Here is a 15,948-nt window from a genome sequence, read left to right on the forward strand (position 1 = left end):
GGCACCAAGTGGGAATCGAAACAAGGACGTTGGGCAAGCCCGGACTGGACGTGTCCGCCCAGGGGCTCGGCTGCATGGGCATGACGATCGGGTACGGGGCCACGGACACGACCGAGGCGGTCGCCACGCTCGAACGGGCGCTGGAACTCGGCGTCACTCTGCTGGACACCGCCGACATGTACGGCCCGCACGCCAACGAGGAGTTGATCGGCCGCGTCGTCGCCGGGCGCCGCGACGAGGTCGTGCTCTCCTCCAAGGTGGGCAGCGAGATCGACGCCGACGGACAGCTGACGTGGCGGGTCAACGGCCGCCCCGACTACATCCGCCGGTCGATCGAGGGCAGCCTGCGCCGTCTGGGCACCGACCACCTCGACCTCTACTACCTGCACCGGGTGGACCCCGAGGTCCCCGTGGAGGAGTCCTTCGGCGCGCTCGCCGAGCTCGTGCAGGCCGGGCTCGTGCGGCACCTGGGGATCTCCGAGGCGGCGCCCGCGACCATCCGGCGCGCCCACGCGGTGCACCCGCTGACGGCCGTACAGACCGAGTACTCGCTGTTCACCCGGGACGTCGAGGTCAACGGCGTGCTGGACACCGTGCGCGAACTGGGCATCGGCTTCGTGGCCTACAGCCCGCTCGGCCGCGGATTCCTGAGCGGCACCATCCGCGGCACCTCCGACATCGCCGACGGCGGCTTCGACTTCCGCCGTATCGCGCCCCGGTTCGAGGACGAGAACATCCGCCGGAACCTGCCCGTCGTCGACCAGCTCAGCGATCTCGCCGCCGCGGCCGGCACCACCGTCGGCCGCCTCGCGCTCGCCTGGGTGCTCTCCCGCGGCCAGGACGTCGTCGCGATCCCCGGCACCAAGCGGCGCACCTACCTGGAGGAGAACGTCTCGGCGACCGGCCTTCGGCTCTCCGACGACGTCCTGGCGGCGATCGACTCCATCGCCCCGTACGGCATCACGGCCGGCGACCGCTACCCGGCCGCCGAGATGCCCTCGCTCACCCTCTGAACCGCCGTTCCCCGCGCCATCCGCCCCGACTTCCGGGAGAAAGCCATGTCCGTACAGCCACTCCGTCCCATCCGCCGGGCTCTCATCGCCGGCGGCGGGATCGGCGGTATCGCCACCGCGCTGGCCCTGCAGCAGCAGGGCATCGACTCCGTCGTCTTCGAACGCGCCCCTGAACTGCGCGACGGCGGCGCCGGACTGCACATCTTCACCAACGGCATGCTCGCCCTCGCCCACCTCGGGCTCGCCGACCAGGTCGCCGAGATCGCCCCCGCCCAGTCCGTCTGCCACTTCTCGACCTCGAAGGGCCGGACCATCGGCACCTATCCGGTGGGCGAGTTCGTCGAGCGCTACGGGCAGCCCACGGTCGCCATCGGCCGCTCCGACCTGCACGGCATCCTGCGTGACGCGGTGACCGCGCCCATCGTCACCGGCGCCGAGGTCACCGGGTACACCGAGCACGCCGACGGGGTGAGCCTGCACTTCGCCGACGGCACCTCCGAGGACGGCGACCTGCTGATCGGCGCCGACGGCGTCCGCTCCGCCGTGCGCGGCCAGCTGCTCGGCCCCCAGCCGCCCGACTACACCGGCTACATCGCCTGGCGCGGCCACGCCAGAATGAGTCCCGAGGAGTTCCCGCCCGGCAGCTTCCAGGCCCTGTTCGGCCCCGGGACCCGCTTCACGTACTACGACATCGCCCCCGGTGTCGTGCACTGGATGAGCGTCGCCAACGGGCCCGCGGGCGGCCGCGACGAGGGCACGCCCGAGCAGACCCTGGACATGCTGCGCGCCCGGCACGCCGGCTGGACCGACCCCGTGCAGCGGATCCTCGACGCGACCGTGCCGGAGAGCATCCTGCGCGGCGACGTGGTGGACCGCAAGCCCGACCCCGTCTGGGGACAGGGCCGGGTCACCCTGCTCGGCGACGCCGCGCACGCCGTCAGCTTCAACATCGGGCAGGGCGCCTGCCTCGCCGTCGAGGACGCGATCGTCCTGGCCGAGCACCTCGCCGCGCCCGGCGCCTCCGTCACCGGAGCGCTGCGCGCCTACGAGGCCGAGCGGCAGGAGCGCACCCGGCCGATGCAGCTGCTCGCGCACCGCATCGGCGTGATGGGCGCCCTGCAGAACCCGGCCGCCATCTGGCTGCGCGACCGGGTGCTGAAGCTCGGCTGGTCCCGCACCCTGCACACCACGGAGCACGAACACGTCGCCTACGCCACGCGCTGGAACTCCGGCTCCGCCGCCACCGCGGTGTGAGCGCGCCCGTACCCGCCCCGAAGAGAGGACCGCTGTTGTGACCACCGCGACCACCACGAATCCGGCGCTGGCAGCGTGGGAGAGCACCGAGGAACGCAACAAGGCGACCATCCGGCGCGTCTTCGCCGAGTTCGTCAACCAGGGCGACTTCTCGCTCGTGGACGAGCTCTACCGGCCGGACGTCGTCGACCACGAGGGCCTGCCGGGCGCGCCCGAGGGCGCCGAGGGCGTGAAGTACACCATCGCCGGACTGCGTGAGGCGTTCCCCGACTTCCACGTCACCATCGAGGACATCAGCGCCCACGACGACATGGTCGTCATCCACAACACCTGGCGCGGCACGCACCTGGGCGAGCTGCTCGGCATCGCGCCCACCGGCCGTTCGTTCCTCTCCGTCGGCATCGTCACCTGGCGGTTCGACGAGGAGGGCCGGATCGCCGAGCGCTGGGCGCACGGTGTGGCGTCCAACATGTTCGCCGCGCTCGGCATGCGGATGCTGGCGCCCCGCAAGGGCGGCCGGCGCACCGCGGAGGGCGCCCGGTCCGTGATGCGCACCGTGCCGCTGGGCAACGGCAAGCCGCCGGCCTGGGACCGGCTCACCAAGGAGCTGCAGGGGCCGCGCCGGCGCGAGTACGAGGCCTCCCGGCGGCGGCTGGGCATCACCCACGAGGTGTTCCGCATCGACCCGCGGCCCGACCGGGACTACGTGATCGTGTACTTCGAGAGCGCGGACCCGGAGCGGACCAGGAAGCGCTGGGCGGAGTCGAAGCACCCCTTCGACCTGTGGCTGCGCGAGCAGATCCTCGACATCCACGGCGAGGACCCCTGGGCCGGCCCCGCCACCTCCTGCGAGTCGATCGGCCTCACCTGGACGGCGCCGGCGCGGCTCACCCCGGACCGTCCCGACGGATCGCGCTGACCGGCGCACGCTCTGCCGACCTGCGTTCGAGCCGTTTTCCAGACCCGGTCGGCAGACTGGGGCCCTGTCCCGGCCGTCCGGAGAGCGGCCTCCTGTTCACCGCACGGACGCCGTCCGTCGGCCGGGAGGCCCGTCCTCGGGGCGTCCGTACCGACGGGCCCGTGCCGTACTTCCCCCGGCGGCACGGGCCCGTCAACACTCCTGGCTCTTTCCCTTCTCCCGGACGCGCTGAGGCCCGGACGCGCTGAGCGCCGACGCCCTGCCGGCCCGACGTCGGCGCGGCAACGCGTCAGCGCATCAACGCACCAGCGCCTCGATCCCCGGGACGAGGTCCGCCGGCCGTGGCATGCGGGCGATCGTCCGGCCCAGCCGGGCCGCTTCGGGCAGCACCCGGCCGCCGTTGACCAGCTCGGCGAGGTGGAAGCGCAGCCGCAGCATGCTGGGGTCGCCCGCCAGTTCCTCGTCGGAGAGGCAACGGCCGATGCCGGCCTCCTCCAGGCGCGCCCCGGCCCGCCGCTCCTCGTCCCCCGCCGGCAGCACCAGCTGGGAGACGCCGAACCGGGCTGCCGCGTACACGACCCCCTCGTCCCCGCCGTGCACGACGCCGACGCAGCCGGGCAGCAGCAGGCTCCAGGGGTGGTCGTCGCCGGTCAGCACGAGGAGTTGCAGACCGAGGCTCTCGACGCCCTCGGCGACCCGGCGGAAGAGCCGCGCGCGGCGCCGGTCCTCGGGCCGGGTGCCGGTGGGCACCCCGGCGATGCAGACGCGCGGCAGCAGCGACAGCCCGGTGAGCGCGGGCGTCGGCTTTCCGGGCAGCTCGTAGGCGTCACAGCGCACGTGCCAGGCCCCGGGCTCCGGACGTGCCCGCAGCGGCGGCGGACAGGGATCGATCCAGACGGTCGGCCGCGGCGCCAACGGCGTGTGGGCGTACGGAAGATAGCCGACGGTGGGCACCCCGGACGCGGCCGCCATGGCGGTGGATTCGGGGCACAGCGGATCGTGGACCACCAGGTCGGGCCGCCAGGCCCGGCCGAACTCCTGCGGGCCGGCCAGCACCGGCACGAGTCCGGCCCGGGCCACCCGCTGGCGTCCCCGGGCCGGACAGCAGAAACGGACCTCATTGCCGGCCGCCTGCACCGCCCTGGCGAGCAGGATCAGTCGCAGTACGGCCGGCATGCCGAGGCCCCCAGAAAACAGCACTCGCACGGCTCCCCCCTAGGCAGTCACCCGGTGAAGCGGTCGAGGACCCGCCCGGTACCGGGGTCGACGTCCAGCGCCGGATCGCTGCCGAGCACGGCCCGTTGCAGACGCTGCAGACGCTGTGAGGGTTCGATGCCCAGCTCCTCCACGAGGTGGGTGCGCAGGTTCTGGAAGACATCGAGCGCGGCGGAGGGGCGCCCGGCCCGGTAGAACGCCACCATGGACTGGGCGTGCAGGCCCTCGTGCAGCGGGTGCCGGGCGGTCAGCGCGGTGAGCTCGGTGAGCAGTTCGGCATGGCGGCCGAGCCGCAGCTCGACGTCGTTGCGCCGCTCCAGCACCCCGAGACGGCTCTCCTCCAGCCGCATCGCCTCGATCTCGAGCAGCGGCCCGGTGCGTACGTCGACCAGGGCCGGGCCCCGCCACAGGGCGAGGGCCTCCCGGAACAGCCGCGCCGCTTCGTGGTTGTCGGCCCGGTCGAAGGCGCGCTGGCCGAGCAGGGACAGCCGGTCGTACTCGTGCACGTCGATGCTGCCCGGCTCCGCGTGCAGGAGGTATCCCCCGTGCCGGGTCAGCAGCAGCTCCTTGGAGCCGCCGGGCTCTCCGTCCAGCGCGTTCTCCATGCAGCGGCGGAGCTGGAGGATGTACGTCTGCAGCGTGGTGAGCGCGCTGCGCGGCGGGGCGTCACCCCAGATCTCCTCCATCAGCGCGGACACCGGCAGGACCTGGTTGGCGTAGATGGCGAGCAGCGTCAGAATCTGCCGTGGCTTCGCCGCGGTGGGCAGGATCGGAACGCCCCTCAGCTCGGCATCCAAAGACCCCAGAACGAAGATTCGCATACGGGCCCCCTTTGTCTCTGTCATCGGATCTCGAAACTCCCATGCGGCCCGCCCGAGCGGACAGTGCGTCACTCCTCCTCTGCCGGGTGCTTCCGTCCTGCTCGGGGTGTGACCGATTCATGGACCGCGGGGCAAGCCGCCGCCGGCCGGAAAACGTCCGGACACGACGCAGGCCCCGTGTGTCCTCATGACACGCGGGGCCTGCGGTCCGGCGGGGGGAAGGAGCCGGATCCTCGGGGGCTCAGTCGGTGGTGAACGCGGCGCGGCCGTACAGCGCGAGGCAGTCCTCGTAGGCCGGCAGGAGTCCGCCGGCCAGCGCCTCCTGAGCGGTGGGCGCGGCCAGGTCGTCGTCGGTCATCACCGGCGCCTCGGCGAGCCCCCACGGCAGGGCGAGGGCCGGGTCGAGGGCGCTGACCGTGTACCCGGCGTCCGCCGTGTACGGCCGGGAGCTGTGGCAGGCGACGACCGTGTCGTCCTCCAGGGCGAGCCAGGCGTGGCCGAAGCCCTCGGGCACGAACACCGAGGACGCGGCGCGGTGGTCCAGCCAGACCGTCTCGTACCGGCCGAAGTCCGGGGACCCGACGCGCAGGTCCACCACGACGTGGACGGCGGCGCCCCGCACACAACCGACCAGTCTGGCGCGGCTGTCCGGGCCGGTGGTGCCGTGGATGCCGCGCAGCACCCGGCGCCGCGCGACCGACAGATCGCTGTACCGGATCGGGAAGGGGCGTCCGATCGCTTCCTCGACGGAGTCCTGGCGGAACGCCTCGTAGCGGACCACGACGTCCTCCTCGACGGCGCGGGGCGAGACCAGGAACACGTCCCGGAGGGCGAGTTCACTGATTTCCAGGCCACTGAGATCCATGGTGACGACGGTAGAAGCCGCTGCTCAAGACCGGGTGGAGCGGTGCGTGCGCGGTACGCGGGCCCGCTGACGTGAGGGGTGTCGGCCATGCCCGGGAAGCGACGCCCCTCGCCGGCGGCTCCAGCGGAACTCAAGTGCGTCCAGGGCAAGCTGGAGACCATCCCGGTTCCCGAGTCCGGTGACCCCCACGAAAGGAACACGCCCATGACCTCGTCCGCGTCCGGCCGGTCCCCCGCTCCCGGGAGCGACTCCGGGTTCGGCGGGTTCGACGCCCAGGAGATGGCGATCGTCCACCGTGCCTTCCGCCGGGAACTCAGGCTGCTCGGCGAGATGATCGCCGCGGTCGCCCCGGGGGACGTCAAGCGCGCCGCCGTCCTCGCCGAACACTTCGCCGACCTGCGCATCGGACTGATCAACCACCACGAGGGCGAGGACGAGCTGCTGTGGCCGCTGATGCTCGCCCGGATCGGGTCCGAGAGCGAGGTCGTCCTGCGCATGGAGGCCGAGCACGAGCGAGTCGTCGAGACCCTCGACGAGGCCAACGCCCTGGTCACCCAGTGGGCCCCCACGGCGGACGCGGAGATTCGCGACCGGCTCGTGGCCGCGATCGAGAAGCACCGCACCGTGCTGGTCGAGCACCTCGACGACGAGGAGGCACACCTGCTGCCCCTCGCCGAACAGTGGCTCACCGCCGAGGAGTTCGGCGCGCTCGGGGATCACTTCGCGCAGCACACCCCCAAGTCCAAGCTGCTCAAGTTCTTCGGCATGGTCATGGAGGACGCCGACGAGCGCGAACGCGCGGTCATGCTCGGCAACGTGCCCGCACCCGTCCGCCTGGTATGGCGCCTGCTGGGGCCCCCGCTGTACGCGCGCACCATGCGCCGGGTCCGCGCCACCGCCGCCTGACGTCCCAGGAGCGCTCCGCGGCCCCGCCGGGCATCGGCTCGGCGGGGCCGCGGCAACCGTTCGGCGCTTGAGGTCAGGTCAGCCAGCAGTCGGGGGCGGGGCCGCCTCGACCGACCGGCGGGAAGAGTACGTCGAGCTCGGTCAGCAGGGACTTCGGCAGCTCGCACTCCAGAGCTTCGAGCGCGCCCTCGATGTGCTGCTCCGTCCGGGGCCCGATCACCACACCCGTCACACCGGGGCGGGACAGCGTCCAGGCCATGCCGACCACCGCCGGGTCCAGGCCGTGCTCGGCACAGAGCTTCTCGTAGGCCTCGATGGTCTCGTACTGCGCGTCCAGGGCCTGCGCCGCGCGGCCCTGCGCGGACTTGACGGCGGAGTTGGTCCGCATCTTGCGGAGCACGCCGCTGAGCAGGCCGCCGTGCAGCGGTGACCAGACGAAGAGACCGAGTCCGTACGCCTGGGCGGCGGGAATCACCTCGAGCTCCGTGTACCGGGTGACCAGGTTGTAGACGCACTGCTCGGTGACCAGGCCCAGGCTGTTCCTGCGCTGCGCGACAGCCTGCGCGGACGCGATGTCCCAGCCGGCGAAGTTGGACGAGCCGACGTAGCGCACCTTGCCCTGGGCGACCAGGAGGTCCATGGCCTGCCAGACCTCGTCCCAGCCCACGGACCGGTCGAGGTGATGCATCTGGTACACGTCGATCCAGTCCGTGCCCAGCCGCTTGAGCGATGCCTCGCAGGCCGCGACGATGTTGCGGGCCGACAGGCCGTGGTCGTTCGGGCCCTCGCCCATCGGGTCGCCGACCTTGGTCGTCAGGACGACCTGGTCGCGGCGGGCGGGGTTCTTGCCGAGCCACCGGCCGATGACTTCCTCGGTGTGGCCCTTGTGGACGCGCCAGCCGTAGATGTTGGCGGTGTCGACCAGATTGATGCCCCGCTCCAGGGAATGGTCCATGAGGCGGTGCGCCTCCGGCTCCTCCACCCGGCCACCGAAGTTGACGGTGCCGAGGGCCAGCCTGCTGACCCGCAGACCGGTACGGCCCAGCTGTGTGTAGATCACGCGACCTTCTCCTCCTTCAGGGATGAACGCTTACGCACCAACAGACTCAGGACAGTTCTGCCTCTCGGCCGCTGGAGCAGAACTCCGTCGTCAGGCGCAGGCCCTCCTCGAGGGACACCTGCGGCTTCCAGCCGGTGGCCGCCCGGAACGCGGAGGAGTCGATGGTCGCGCTCCGGAAGTCGATGGCCTCGGCGTACTCCGGCGGTTCCACGGAGACCACCGGCACCGGTTCCTTGCCCGTCTGTTCGGCGACCAGCGCGGAGACCCTGGTGAACAGGGGCCCGAGCGGGGCCCCTTGGCCGGTGCCCAGCAGCCAGCGCTTTCCCGCGAGCACGTCCATGCGGGGGATGGCGGCCCAGAAGGCGCGGGCGGCATCATCGGCGTGGAGCAGGTCGCGGCGGACCGTTCCGTCGTGCCACATGGTCAGGGGCTCGCCGGCCACCGCGCGGCGCGTCATCGTGGAGACGATGCCCTTGTCCCGGGCGGTGGACCCGGCGCTGTAGCCGTACACCGTGGTCAGGCGCAGGCAGGCGCCACGCACCGTTCCCGCCGCGTCGGCCTCCAACAGCAGTCGCTCCGCCTCGAGTTTCAGCCGTTCGTAATATCCCTTGGGCCGGTCGGGTTCGGTGCCGTCCAGGACCTCCTTGTCCGAAGGGCCGGCCGCCGTGACCGATCCGGTGAACAGGACGATCGGGGGCGCCTGGGAATCGGCGCGGTCGCCAAGGGCGCGCAGCAGGTCCTGCATCAGGCCCACGTGGACGCGTTCGGCGCCCGTGTCGCCCTCCGCGATGCGCCAGGTGGACGCCCCTGCGATGTACGCCAGGGAGTGGATGACGACATCGGCGCCGGCGACGGCGGCGGCCATCTGGCCGGGCTCGGTCAGATCCGCGGAGAGCACCTCGATGTCGGCACGGGCGTCCTCGGGGACAGGGCACTTCCTGCGGGAGACGGCCCGTATCCGGACCGGGTGCTGTGCCAGCTCGCGGAACACGGCGGATCCGACGAAGCCCGCGGCGCCCAGCACCACGATGAGCGGGGAGTTCACGGTCACAGCGCTGCCTCCAGCATCCGGGCGGGGTTCGGTTCGGGGAGCGGGCCGCCGGTCGTCAGAGCAGACATGCGGCCAGGCTCCGGGCCTCGACGTTGACGTGGTATCCGATCTGGGTCAGGCGGTTGAGCAGACCGAGGGTCATCCAGCGGTAGTTCTCCGGCGCCTCGATCTCGTGGTCCTCGGGGAGTTCGACGACCAGGTGGCGCGTGTCCGCCTGGGAGAAGCGGCCGCCGTCCTCCGACTGGACGGCGTCCAGCCGGATCCAGGACGCGGGTGCGTCGAGGTACTCCGTCAGCGGCGGGAAGTCCTGAGGGCCGCGGTGGTAGCCCGGGGAGAACTGCACGGTGGGTGCGAGTTCGAGACGGTCCGTCAGGCCCGGCTGGACCATGGCCTGGACCAGGAACTGCAGTACTCCGGCCCGCCGTTGGCAGATCAGGGCCACGACGTTTCCGGGGCGGGGTTCGAGCATGGGCTGCCACCACGTGCCGACCTCCCGGCTCGTCGCCTGGACCGACATGCCGATGATGTCGAAGATGCGGCCGTCGCGATGGCGGATGCTGTCGTCGTCGCAGATCCATTCGTCCATGTCCCGCAGGCTGATCCGCCTGGCGTCCAGGCTGAACTTCGCTTTCTGGTCGAAGAGCCACGTCAGCGCACCGGGAAGGTCGGCCGCCGACGACGGCGACCGATGCGACGTCAGGAGCTCGGCGTGGAAGGCGTCGGGCTGCTCGGCGTAGGGCAGCGGGTCGCCGTCGGCGGCGCCGTAGGCTATTCCGGAAAGCACGGTGCGGGCATTCATGTTGACGCCGTTGCCCTGCGTGAGCTGCTGGCGCACCTGGCCCAGAGTGAGCCAGGTGAAATCGTCCTCGACAGGTACTTCCTCGTCCTCGGGCACCTCGACGATCATGTTCCGGTTCCTCTTGTACAGGTACCAGAAGCCGTGCTCGGACAGGAGTTGGTCGAACAGGACACGTCGCCGCGTGCCCTCCAGGAAGTAGTCCAGGTACGGGGTGGCTCTGCCGCCGTGGACGCGCTGGTAGTTGCTCTGGGTCGCCTGGACGGTCGCCGCGTACTGGACGAAGGTGGTGTTCCCCGGCTCCATCTTCGCCTGCATGAGGAAGTGGAGCACGCCGTCGAACCGCTTGGCGAGGATCCCCAGGATGCCGATCTCCGGCTGGACGATGATCGGCTGGGTCCACTGCGGCACGGGTCCGAAATCCGTCCGTATGGAGAGCCCTTCCACCGTGAAGAACTTGCCGTCCGCGCGGCTGAGCCGGTCACCGAGGTGCCAATTCGGGAGCGAGGCCAGTGGCACCCGTTCGACCTCGTACGAGGCGGACTGCTCCCGTTCCTTGAGGAAGGCGTCCGGGTCGGGGGTCAGCGGGGACTTCGACACCATCGCCGACGCCAGGAAGTCCTCGGTACCACCGTTCACCTCGGGCTGCATCCTGCTACTTCCTTTCAACTTTGCGGGCCATGACGGACGAGCCGGCTTCGTGGGGGTCAGGCGAGCTGACGGGCGAAGGTGGCCATGTCGAAGTGGAGCGTCTTGTCGAGCAGCACGTCGCCGTCGAAGTGGAAGAAGATCGCCACGGGGGCGTCGACGGTCTTGCCGCGGTGGGGGATGCCCCGCCAGTCCGCCTCCTGCTTGGCCCGGAACTGCGCCTCCACGATCACCGCGGTCGGCGTGTGGTGGACGTGGGTCAGACCGTGGTCGGCGACCGGGAAGGCCTTCTCCAGCTCGGCGAAGTAGCCCTTCTTGATGGCCTCTTCGCCGATCAGCGGGCCCTCCTCGAACGGTATGACCTTGTACACGCCGCCCCGCGGGAACGTCGCGAGCACCCCGTCGATGTCCCAGGCACCCTCGGCGACGGTGTGCTCGATGACGACCGCCTCACGCCGCTTGCGCAGCTCGGCGTCGGGCTGCGGAAGGTCCGCGCCGGGCAGGGTGAACGCGTGCACCTCGGTGGCCATGGAGGCTCCTTGAGACAGTGGCTGGTTCGGTTCGAAAACCGACGCTAGGCCGCCTCCCTCGCCTGTCCCTCGCGCTCCGCTGGAGCGCACCGCTGCCCGCCGTGACCGCGCGCCCGGGCCCCTGCTCCAGGGGGATTCGACCGCGGATGGCGATGCTTCGACTTCATCGTTCTTCTCCCACCACGCCAAGAGAGGCCGGCATGTCGAGGAATCACCACGCTCTGGTCCAGAGCTTCGTGGACATGATCAACAGCCATGACATCAGCACCATGCCGGAGCACACGGCGTCCGGGCACATCGACCACAACCCTGTGGTGGCCGACGGCATCGAGGCCAACCAGGCTTTCTGGGTGCAGGTGTTCACCGCCTTCCCCGACCTGAAGGCCGTGCTGCACGACGTCATCGCGGAAGGGGACCGGGTGGCCGCCCGCCTGGAGTACACCGCGACCCACCAGGGCACGTTCCTCGGCATACCGGCGACCGGCCGCTCGGTGGGCTTCCAGTCCATCGACATCTGGAGGGTGGAGGACGGGCTGCTCGCCGAGCACTGGGACCAGCTGAACATGGACGACCTCTTCCGGCAGCTGGGGGTCGACCCGGCGGCGCTCGCGCAGTCCTGAACGAGCCGGGCCACCGTCCACCGCGCCCGCTACGCACTGTGCCCCACGCTCACAGATGAGCGTGGGGCACAGTGCGTAGCGGGACGGTCAGCCGACGAACTCGGGGAACCTCGCGACCGTGTCGGCCTGCCCGGGCAGGGCCGCGATCTCGCGGGCCACCTTGCGGGCCGCCTCCTGGTGCGCACCGTCGGTCAACAGGCTGCGCACCTCGGCCTCCACCGCCTCGGCGGTCACGTCCTCGCCGAGCAGCAGGCGGCCCGCTCCGGTCGCCTGCACCGCGGGCGCGTTGCCGAGGCCGTCGCTCTCCCGCGGCAGGATCAGCTGGGGCAGGCCCGCGGCCAGCGAGGCCAGCGTGGTGCCGTGACCGCCGTGGTGGACGATGGCGGTGGCGTACCGCAGTGCCTCGGCCTGCGGCACCCAGGGCAGCGCGACGACCCGGTCCGGCAGCTCACCCAGCTCGGCCGGGTCCACCAGAGCGCTCGTCGCGACGAGGACCCGTACGTCCAACGGCAGCAGGCCGTCGATCACGGTGCGCAGCAGCTCCGCGGAGCCGACCACGGTGCCGAAGCTGAGATAGACCAGAGGGCCCTCCCCCTGGGTGACACTCGCGGGCAGCTCGCCCGGCTCGCTGTAGGAGAGGGGACGCTGCGGGATCACCTGGACGCCCGAGGCCAGGAACTCCTGGTTCTGCACGACAGGAGGGCAGATGTCGATGTACGGGTTGCCCAGGGTCGCGTCCTGGCCGATCTTGTCGGCCACCCCCAGGTCGCTCGCCGTGGCGAACAGCTCCTGCGGGATCAGCGGGTCGGACGAGACCCGACCGATGCTCTGGGACACGGCGGGCACACCCGCCGCCGCGGCCGCGAAGGCGGCGCCGGGGTTGAGGCTCTCGTAGACGACCAGGTCCGGCCGGAAGGAGTCGATGACCGGGGTGAGGTCCGCGAACACACTGCGCGGCAGCACCGAGCCGAACGCCTTCACCGCCAGGGCCGCCAGCACCTCGGGCGGGACGTCACTGGCCTGTACGTCACCGCCGTTGGCCTCCAGGAACGCCTGGCCGCCGGCCGCCTCTATGAACGCCTCGGGGACGGTGAGCCCACTGGTGACCGGCCGCAGCCCCGCCTTCTCGACGATCGGGTGGAACTGCTCGTTGGTGGCGAACCAGACCTCGTGCCCGGCCTCATGTGCCGCCTGAGCGAGCGGAACCAGGGGGAATACGTGTCCGTAGTTTCCGAGGCTTGCGAAGAGAACCTTCATGTCTCGCACGGCCTTTCTGCCGGTGGTGTGAGGAGAGGTGACGTGCTGCCGACCCGCGGCCCGACGCGATGTCGTCGTGTCGGGCCGCGGGTCGGCGTACGAGCTGTCAGCGGGTGGCCGCCGAGGGGGCCGGTTCGGCCTCGACGGCGTCCCGGGCCGGTTCGGCGCCGAGCTGCTCCTGCACACCGGCGGGCCGGGTGGAGAAGAGCATCACGACCGCGGCGATCGCCATGGCCGCCGCGCCGACCCACAGGGCGGGTACGAAGCCGTCGACGAAGTTCTGGCCCGACGCGTAGCCGCCGTTGTGGGTGAAGACGGTGGTGAGGACGGTCACGCCGAGGGGCGCGCCCAGCTCACGGGCGGCCGAATTCGCGCCGGAGGCGATGCCCTGCTCGGCGACGTCGACGGAGCTCATCGTCAGGGTGAACAGCGGGGCGAAGAAGCAGGCGACGCCCACGCCGCCCAGGAGGAAGCCGGGCAGTTGCTCGGCGTAGGACGAGTCGGGGCTCAGCACCAGCGCCCAGTAGGCGAATCCGGCGGCGAGCATCGCGAGTCCGAAGACCGCCACGGGACGTCCGCCGATCCGGTCCGACATCATGCCGGCGACGGGTGCCACCACGATCGGCATCGCCGTCCACGCCAGCATCCGCACGCCCGCCTCCGTCGGCGTCATGTGCTGGATGTTCTGCATGAACTGCGTGATGAGGAAGACCACGCCGTACATGCCGAAGGCCATCAGCAGGGCGCCGCCGTTGACGGCGCTGAAGGCCCGGTTGCGGAACATGCGCATGGGCAGCATCGGCGCCTTGCTGCGCAGCTCCCACTGGACGAACGCGACGACCAGCAGGGCACCGGCCGCCAACGGGCCCAGGACCTGCGGGGAGCCCCAGCCGTCGTCGCCCGCCCGGATCAGACCGTAGACCAGGCCGAGGATGCCGAGGCTGATCAGGGCCGTACCCGGAATGTCCAGGCGGTTGTTGGGGCCGCGGCTCTCGTCCAGACCGCGCCAGGCGGCCGGGGCGAGCAGCAGGCCCACCGGCACGTTGATCCAGAAGATCCAGTGCCAGGAGATGTGCTGCGTGACGATTCCGCCCACCAGCGGGCCGCCGGCGATGGACAGTCCGCTGACCGCGCTGTAGATGCCGAGGGCCGCGCCCCGCTTCGCTGCGGGAACGGCATGGGTGAGCAGGGTGAGGGAGAGCGGCATGATGATGGCGGCGCCGACACCCTGGACCACGCGGGCGGCGATCAGCTCGCCGATGCCCGGTGCCAGGGCGGCCGCGGCCGACGCGGCGGTGAACAGCAGCAGACCGGTGATGAACATCCGGCGGCGCCCGAACCTGTCGCCCAGGGCGGCACCGAACATCATCAGCACGGCGAACGACAGCGTGTAGGCGTTCACCGTCCATTCCAGGTCCTTCAGGCTGCCACCGAGCTCGTCCCTGATGGTGGGCAGCGCGATGAGGACCACCAGATTGTCGAGCCCCGCCATGAAGGCGGTCAGACCCGTGATCAGTGTGGCCACGCCAGGGGATTTCCCCGCCCCGGTCGTGTTGCCGCCGGCGGCGACCTTGTCAGTACTCATTCAGGGATTTCCTTCCGACTTCACCATGGGGGGACACCGGTTTCCGTCGCGCGGCCGGTGACGAAGCGCCGACCCGATGCTGGCGGCGCGGGCATCACGCCGAGGCTAGGCAGCCGTACTCGGGCGCCGGTCGAGTCGTGACCCACCGCCCCGGGGCCACGGCTGCCTCCAGCGCTTCTCCGCCCGCACCCGATCGGACGGCAGCAGCATCGGGCGGACGGGACTCGGGCAGGCCCCGGGCCCGCACCGCCACCGGCGCCCCGCGCCCGGCCGCACCGCATCCATCCGCCCTGGGAGGCACCGCATGACAACGGAACCGACCGGCCGGCCCCTGGTGACCGTGCTCGGCGCCACCGGCTCAGTGGGCTCGGCCGTGTTCGCCGCGGTCCCGGTGACCGACCCGGCGCCCGGTCTGCCGCTCCCCGAGGACATCACGCCGGTGCGCTCCGCACGCGGCACCGAACAACAGTGGAAGGTGATCTGAGATGAAGGGCATCATCCTCGCCGGCGGCAGCGGCACACGCCTGCGCCCGCTCACCGGAGCCTTGTCCAAACAGATCCTGCCGGTCTACGACAAGCCGATGATCTATTACCCGCTCTCCGTGCTGATGCTGGCGGGCGTCCGGGACATCCTGCTGATCTCGTCCAGGGACCACTCGGACAGCTTCCGCACGCTCCTCGGGGACGGCTCCCGGCTCGGCCTGAACATCTCCTACGCCGAGCAGGACCAGCCGCGCGGCATCGCCGAAGCGCTGCTCATCGGCGCCGACTTCATCGACGGCGACCAGGTCGCGCTGGTGCTCGGCGACAACATCTTCCACGGGCCGCGCTTCTCGCTGCTCCTCGACGACGCGGTGCGCCGGCTCGACGGCGCAGCGCTGTTCGGCTATCCGGTGCGCGATCCGCAGCGCTACGGGATCGGGGAGATCGACGAGGAGGGCCGGCTGCTGTCACTGGAGGAGAAGCCGCGTCACCCGCGCTCCAACCTGGCGGTGACCGGGCTGTACTTCTACGACAGCGACGTGGTCGGGATCGCCAAGAACCTCTCCCCCTCGGCGCGGGGCGAGCTGGAGATCACCGACGTCAACCTGGCCTATCTGGCGCAGGGCCGGGCCCGGCTCACCCATCTCGGCCGCGGCTTCGCCTGGCTGGACATGGGCACCCACGACTCGCTGCTGCAGGCGGCGCAGTACGTCCAACTGGTCGAGCAGCGGCAGGGCGAGTACATCGCCTGCGTCGAGGAACTGGCGCTCAACCGCGGCTTCATCACCCCCGAGCAGTGCCTGCGCCTCGGCGAGGAGATGCGGGGTACGGACTACGGCGCCTATGTCACCGAGGTGGCGTCCCGCCGCATCCCGCAGCCGGCCGTCCGCGCCGCCTGACACGAGTCCCCCGTGCCCGACCAAGG

16 protein-coding genes are annotated in these 15,948 nt (G+C 71.2%); 7 read left to right on the forward strand and 9 right to left on the reverse strand.

Going from position 1 to position 15,948, the window contains the following annotated elements; genetic code table 11:
- Positions 1-14 precede the first annotated feature (14 nt).
- From ACQUQD_RS10375 to ACQUQD_RS10385, 3 genes are read left to right on the forward strand one after another with little or no spacing between them, the layout of a single operon-like run.
- Positions 15-1,013 carry an aldo/keto reductase gene (locus tag ACQUQD_RS10375; RefSeq protein WP_428957512.1) on the forward strand — a complete coding sequence of 333 codons (999 nt, stop codon included), beginning with the start codon at positions 15-17 and terminating at the stop codon, positions 1,011-1,013.
- 45 nt (positions 1,014-1,058) lie between these two features.
- Entirely contained in the window at positions 1,059-2,267 is a 1,209-nt protein-coding gene (locus ACQUQD_RS10380; RefSeq protein WP_428951754.1) for an FAD-dependent monooxygenase, read from the forward strand.
- A gap of 37 nt (positions 2,268-2,304) precedes the next feature.
- A complete protein-coding gene (locus tag ACQUQD_RS10385) occupies positions 2,305-3,186 on the forward strand; it encodes an ester cyclase (protein WP_428951755.1) in 882 nt (293 codons plus the stop codon).
- A 297-nt stretch (positions 3,187-3,483) separates the two neighbouring features.
- Here the strand turns inward: ACQUQD_RS10385 and ACQUQD_RS10390 are convergent, their stop codons facing one another.
- From ACQUQD_RS10390 to ACQUQD_RS10400, 3 genes are all read right to left on the reverse strand, one after another.
- Complete coding sequence (locus ACQUQD_RS10390) at positions 3,484-4,386, reverse strand: glycosyltransferase (protein ID WP_428951756.1); 903 nt, start codon at positions 4,384-4,386, stop codon at positions 3,484-3,486.
- A 23-nt stretch (positions 4,387-4,409) separates the two neighbouring features.
- Positions 4,410-5,222, reverse strand: a complete 813-nt coding sequence (locus ACQUQD_RS10395) for an AfsR/SARP family transcriptional regulator (protein ID WP_428951757.1) — start codon at positions 5,220-5,222, stop codon at positions 4,410-4,412.
- A gap of 241 nt (positions 5,223-5,463) precedes the next feature.
- Positions 5,464-6,087 carry a dTDP-4-dehydrorhamnose 3,5-epimerase family protein gene (locus ACQUQD_RS10400; RefSeq protein ID WP_428951758.1) on the reverse strand — a complete coding sequence of 208 codons (624 nt, stop codon included), beginning with the start codon at positions 6,085-6,087 and terminating at the stop codon, positions 5,464-5,466.
- A 204-nt stretch (positions 6,088-6,291) separates the two neighbouring features.
- On the opposite strand from ACQUQD_RS10400, the gene ACQUQD_RS10405 reads away from it, so the two are divergent.
- On the forward strand, positions 6,292-6,993 hold the full coding sequence (locus tag ACQUQD_RS10405) for a hemerythrin domain-containing protein (RefSeq protein ID WP_428951759.1): 702 nt from the start codon (positions 6,292-6,294) through the stop codon (positions 6,991-6,993).
- 73 nt (positions 6,994-7,066) lie between these two features.
- On the opposite strand, the gene ACQUQD_RS10410 is transcribed toward ACQUQD_RS10405, so the two are convergent.
- Genes ACQUQD_RS10410 through ACQUQD_RS10425 form a run of 4 tightly spaced genes read right to left on the reverse strand, consistent with a single transcriptional unit; the run spans position 7,067 to position 11,078 of the window.
- Positions 7,067-8,053, reverse strand: coding sequence for an aldo/keto reductase (locus tag ACQUQD_RS10410; protein ID WP_428951760.1), 987 nt, complete (start codon positions 8,051-8,053; stop codon positions 7,067-7,069).
- 46 nt (positions 8,054-8,099) lie between these two features.
- Entirely contained in the window at positions 8,100-9,104 is a 1,005-nt protein-coding gene (locus ACQUQD_RS10415) for an NAD-dependent epimerase/dehydratase family protein (protein WP_428951761.1), read from the reverse strand.
- A gap of 55 nt (positions 9,105-9,159) precedes the next feature.
- Positions 9,160-10,551 carry an NDP-hexose 2,3-dehydratase family protein gene (locus ACQUQD_RS10420; RefSeq protein ID WP_428951762.1) on the reverse strand — a complete coding sequence of 464 codons (1,392 nt, stop codon included), beginning with the start codon at positions 10,549-10,551 and terminating at the stop codon, positions 9,160-9,162.
- A gap of 56 nt (positions 10,552-10,607) precedes the next feature.
- The gene (locus ACQUQD_RS10425) at positions 10,608-11,078 is read right to left on the reverse strand and encodes a nuclear transport factor 2 family protein (protein WP_428951763.1); all 471 of its coding nucleotides are present in this window, start codon (positions 11,076-11,078) and stop codon (positions 10,608-10,610) included.
- Between the two features lie 200 nt (positions 11,079-11,278).
- Here ACQUQD_RS10425 and ACQUQD_RS10430 point away from each other — a divergent pair, with 200 nt between their 5' ends.
- Positions 11,279-11,698, forward strand: coding sequence for an ester cyclase (locus tag ACQUQD_RS10430; RefSeq protein ID WP_428951764.1), 420 nt, complete (start codon positions 11,279-11,281; stop codon positions 11,696-11,698).
- Positions 11,699-11,785: 87 nt separating this feature from the next.
- Here the strand turns inward: ACQUQD_RS10430 and ACQUQD_RS10435 are convergent, their stop codons facing one another.
- Together ACQUQD_RS10435 and ACQUQD_RS10440 are read right to left on the reverse strand one after the other, a co-directional pair.
- Positions 11,786-12,955, reverse strand: coding sequence for a glycosyltransferase (locus ACQUQD_RS10435; RefSeq protein ID WP_428951765.1), 1,170 nt, complete (start codon positions 12,953-12,955; stop codon positions 11,786-11,788).
- A 106-nt stretch (positions 12,956-13,061) separates the two neighbouring features.
- Complete coding sequence (locus ACQUQD_RS10440; RefSeq protein ID WP_428957513.1) at positions 13,062-14,447, reverse strand: DHA2 family efflux MFS transporter permease subunit; 1,386 nt, start codon at positions 14,445-14,447, stop codon at positions 13,062-13,064.
- 397 nt (positions 14,448-14,844) lie between these two features.
- Here ACQUQD_RS10440 and ACQUQD_RS10445 point away from each other — a divergent pair, with 397 nt between their 5' ends.
- Together ACQUQD_RS10445 and rfbA are read left to right on the forward strand one after the other, a co-directional pair.
- Positions 14,845-15,024: a hypothetical protein gene (locus ACQUQD_RS10445; RefSeq protein ID WP_428951766.1), complete on the forward strand. Its 180-nt coding sequence runs from the start codon at positions 14,845-14,847 to the stop codon at positions 15,022-15,024.
- A 1-nt stretch (position 15,025) separates the two neighbouring features.
- Positions 15,026-15,922, forward strand: coding sequence for a glucose-1-phosphate thymidylyltransferase RfbA (gene rfbA, locus ACQUQD_RS10450; RefSeq protein ID WP_428951767.1), 897 nt, complete (start codon positions 15,026-15,028; stop codon positions 15,920-15,922).
- The last annotated feature ends 26 nt before the right edge of the window (positions 15,923-15,948 follow it).

Origin of the sequence: Streptomyces sp. cg35 (genome assembly GCF_050410835.1) — a bacterium.
Taxonomy (GTDB): Bacteria; Actinomycetota; Actinomycetes; order Streptomycetales; family Streptomycetaceae; genus Streptomyces.

Bases quoted from the DNA above. Each gene is read 5' to 3' on its own strand.
- ACQUQD_RS10380 (WP_428951754.1), top strand. From the start codon at position 1,059: ATGTCCGTACAGCCACTCCGTCCCATCCGCCGGGCTCTCATCGCCGGC.
- ACQUQD_RS10395 (WP_428951757.1), bottom strand. From the start codon at position 5,222: ATGCGAATCTTCGTTCTGGGGTCTTTGGATGCCGAGCTGAGGGGCGTT.
- ACQUQD_RS10400 (WP_428951758.1), bottom strand. From the start codon at position 6,087: ATGGATCTCAGTGGCCTGGAAATCAGTGAACTCGCCCTCCGGGACGTG.
- ACQUQD_RS10405 (WP_428951759.1), top strand. From the start codon at position 6,292: ATGACCTCGTCCGCGTCCGGCCGGTCCCCCGCTCCCGGGAGCGACTCC.
- ACQUQD_RS10420 (WP_428951762.1), bottom strand. From the start codon at position 10,551: ATGCAGCCCGAGGTGAACGGTGGTACCGAGGACTTCCTGGCGTCGGCG.
- ACQUQD_RS10425 (WP_428951763.1), bottom strand. From the start codon at position 11,078: ATGGCCACCGAGGTGCACGCGTTCACCCTGCCCGGCGCGGACCTTCCG.
- ACQUQD_RS10430 (WP_428951764.1), top strand. From the start codon at position 11,279: ATGTCGAGGAATCACCACGCTCTGGTCCAGAGCTTCGTGGACATGATC.
- ACQUQD_RS10435 (WP_428951765.1), bottom strand. From the start codon at position 12,955: ATGAAGGTTCTCTTCGCAAGCCTCGGAAACTACGGACACGTATTCCCC.
- ACQUQD_RS10440 (WP_428957513.1), bottom strand. From the start codon at position 14,447: ATGGCGGGGCTCGACAATCTGGTGGTCCTCATCGCGCTGCCCACCATC.
- ACQUQD_RS10445 (WP_428951766.1), top strand. From the start codon at position 14,845: ATGACAACGGAACCGACCGGCCGGCCCCTGGTGACCGTGCTCGGCGCC.
- rfbA (WP_428951767.1), top strand. From the start codon at position 15,026: ATGAAGGGCATCATCCTCGCCGGCGGCAGCGGCACACGCCTGCGCCCG.